Annotated in this window: 3 protein-coding genes and 1 pseudogene; 1 reads left to right on the top strand and 3 read right to left on the bottom strand. The window is 30.6% G+C overall.

Annotation, left to right across the window (positions count from 1 at the left end; all coding sequences use genetic code 11):
* Positions 1-404: glycosyltransferase family 2 protein (locus B3J44_RS07935; protein WP_286967637.1), on the bottom strand; the 404-nt coding region annotated here is incomplete at its 3' end.
* 17 nt (positions 405-421) lie between these two features.
* Positions 422-1486 (bottom strand): glycosyltransferase family 9 protein, encoded by a 1065-nt coding sequence (locus B3J44_RS07930; protein WP_278022181.1) that lies wholly within the window; start codon positions 1484-1486, stop codon positions 422-424.
* A 127-nt stretch (positions 1487-1613) separates the two neighbouring features.
* On the opposite strand from B3J44_RS07930, the gene B3J44_RS07925 reads away from it, so the two are divergent.
* Positions 1614-2360 carry a glycosyltransferase family 2 protein gene (locus B3J44_RS07925; RefSeq protein WP_286967718.1) on the top strand — a complete coding sequence of 249 codons (747 nt, stop codon included), beginning with the start codon at positions 1614-1616 and terminating at the stop codon, positions 2358-2360.
* A gap of 66 nt (positions 2361-2426) precedes the next feature.
* On the opposite strand, the pseudogene B3J44_RS07920 reads toward B3J44_RS07925, so the two are convergent.
* A pseudogene (locus B3J44_RS07920) lies at positions 2427-2558 on the bottom strand (2,3,4,5-tetrahydropyridine-2,6-dicarboxylate N-succinyltransferase); the annotation flags it as partial.

Here is a 2558-nt window from a genome sequence, read left to right as displayed (position 1 = left end):
AAAATCTTATCAGTCTGCCAGCCACTGAAATTTAATCTATTGTTTTTAAACATAAAAATGCGATAGATAAAATAAGCGCTTGCAGCATTTTGGGAATTAATTTCAGTAACGATTTCAGATTTTAATTCGGGTGTTAATCTTTCATCGGCATCAATAAATAAAACCCATGAATTTCGGGCTTGATCCAACGCAAAATTTCGTTGAGAAGTATAATCAATAAATGCATTCTGAATTAATTTTACATTGTTAAAAGACTCAACAATGCTTACTGTTTTATCAGTGCTAAAAGAATCAACAACAATTATTTCATCAGCAAAATCAATATCTTCAAGAAGCGATTTTATGTGATGTTCTTCATTAAGCGTAATAATCAATACTGATAATTTTTGCCCTTCACTATTCATGCTGATCCTTTACTTTTTCAATTTTTATATTCTTGAAAATAAGTCTCTAATTTTTTCAGCATAAGTTCTAATGGATACTCAGCATAATATTCAAAAGTATGTTCTTTTATATATTGCTCTGTATGTTTCTCGTAGATTTCAGGTTTTAAATCTTTTAAATGAACAGATACATTTTTTGCTTCATTCTCAAACAGCTGCCAAGTTTCTTTTCTAACAGAAGGAGTAAAGATCGAGAAGGTTGGAATTTCAAGTGCTTTTGCCATATTTACAGCGCCGCCTTCGTTTCCTATAAGCATTTCGCATTGAGAAAGTATTGCCAAAAACTGACGTAAATCTGTAGCGTACAAATCGAAGATAATATGCTTTTTTGTCTCGTCAGAACAATGATTATAAACCTCCAAAGCTTGTTCTTTCTGGTTCGGAATATAATTAAAAAGAATAGTAGCGTTTGTTTTGGCTACTGTAAAATCGATAATTTTTGCCATTCCGTCTAGCGGATATGTTTTGTAGTGTTCGCTTCCTAAAATTCCAAACATAATTAGTGGTTTTTCAGGATCTATATTGTAGCTGTTTAAAATATTTTTTGCTTCTGCAATTTCAGATTCTTTTAAATAAATCTTTGGTTTTACATTGGTTATCTTTTCTGTGAAAAAAGGTTTAAGAAGCAATAATCTGTTTTCGATTGCTAAACCATATTCTGATTTTATGGCATCAAAACGCTCGTAACTGTAGTTGTAAAAAATGTTAGAATACCATTTATGATAGGAAACTTTAAATTTTGCTCCAGAAAAAAACGTAATTAAATTCGTTCCTAATTTACTGTATACATCGATTACCGCATCATATTTTTTTCTTCGAATCTCAAAAATGAATTTAATGAAACCAAAAGTAGATTTTCTGATTTTATTAGTTACTGGAATAATGTTATCAATATTCGGATTTTCTGTAAGAACATCAATCGAATTAGGATAACACATATAGTCAATTGTAGAATCTGGAAACTTGGCTTTTAAGTTGTTGCAGATAATTGTGCTTGTTAAGACGTCTCCGATTCTTTTTTGCTGAATAACTAATATTCTCATTTGGTTTTTATGTTCAATTTGAAAGCTAAAGTACAAACTATTTTGTGAAGTGAACAAGTGATGGCAGTAATAAGATTAAACTAAATTAAAAAGTCATATTTTTGTGCTCAACAAATTAAAATTGACAATGGGAATTAGCGGTTTGGTTATTACTTTCAATGAAGAGAAAAACATTGGAAAATGTATAGATGCCTTATTTAAAGTTTGTGATGAAGTTATTATTGTAGACTCTTTTAGTAAAGATTGTACAGTAGAAATAGCTAAAGAAAAAGGAGCACAGGTTATTCAGCAAGTATTTTTAGGAGATGGACCGCAGCGTACGCACGGATTGCCTTTTTGTAAAAATGACTGGATTTTAAATCTAGATGCAGACGAATTTTTAGATAAAGATGCAGAGGAATTTATTCTGCAAAAAAAATATCTAGAAGGAAACCATGATGCTTTAAGTTTTAGAGTTAAAAACTTTCTGGCAGATAAATTAATAGATTTTTCTGGATGGTATCCAGATCATAAAGTTCGTTTCTTTAACAAACAAACAGCTCATCCTTCAGATTCTAAAGTACATCAGAAAATTGTTGCTCAAAATGAGAAAAAGGTTGCGGTACATATTTTACATTACGGATGGGATTCTTTTGATCAGATTATTGCAAAAAAGAACCAATATTCAGGATGGCATGCCCAACAATTGTTTGATCAAGGAAAGAGAATAAATGCGTTTAAGCCTGTTTTGAACGGAACAGTAGCCTTTATCCGTTGCTATTTCTTTAAAAAAGGAATTTTTAACGGTCTTGATGGATTGACAATTGCAATGATTCAGGCTTTTTTTTCTTATATGAAATATGCTAAGCTTATAAAACTTCAAAAAAGGAAGTGACAAAAAAAATCCAAATTCCAATAATAAAATGGAATTTGGATTTTTAATATTAAGATCTTTTAAAACCTATACCGCAACATCGTATTCGCGAAGTGCATTGTTTAAAGAAGTTTTTAAATCTGTAGATGGTTTACGAGTTCCGATAATTAAGGCACAAGGAACTTGAAATTCGCCAGCAGCAAATTTCTTAGTGTAGCT

This window comes from Flavobacterium sp. UBA4854, assembly GCF_002399805.1.
GTDB classification, from domain to species: Bacteria; Bacteroidota; Bacteroidia; order Flavobacteriales; family Flavobacteriaceae; genus Flavobacterium; species Flavobacterium ginsengisoli.
This window is presented reverse-complemented; position numbering and strand designations above follow the sequence as displayed.

Excerpts from the sequence above, each read along its gene's own strand:
- B3J44_RS07930 (WP_278022181.1), bottom strand. The coding sequence starts at position 1,486 with ATGAGAATATTAGTTATTCAGCAAAAAAGAATCGGAGACGTCTTAACA.
- B3J44_RS07925 (WP_286967718.1), top strand. The coding sequence starts at position 1,614 with ATGGGAATTAGCGGTTTGGTTATTACTTTCAATGAAGAGAAAAACATT.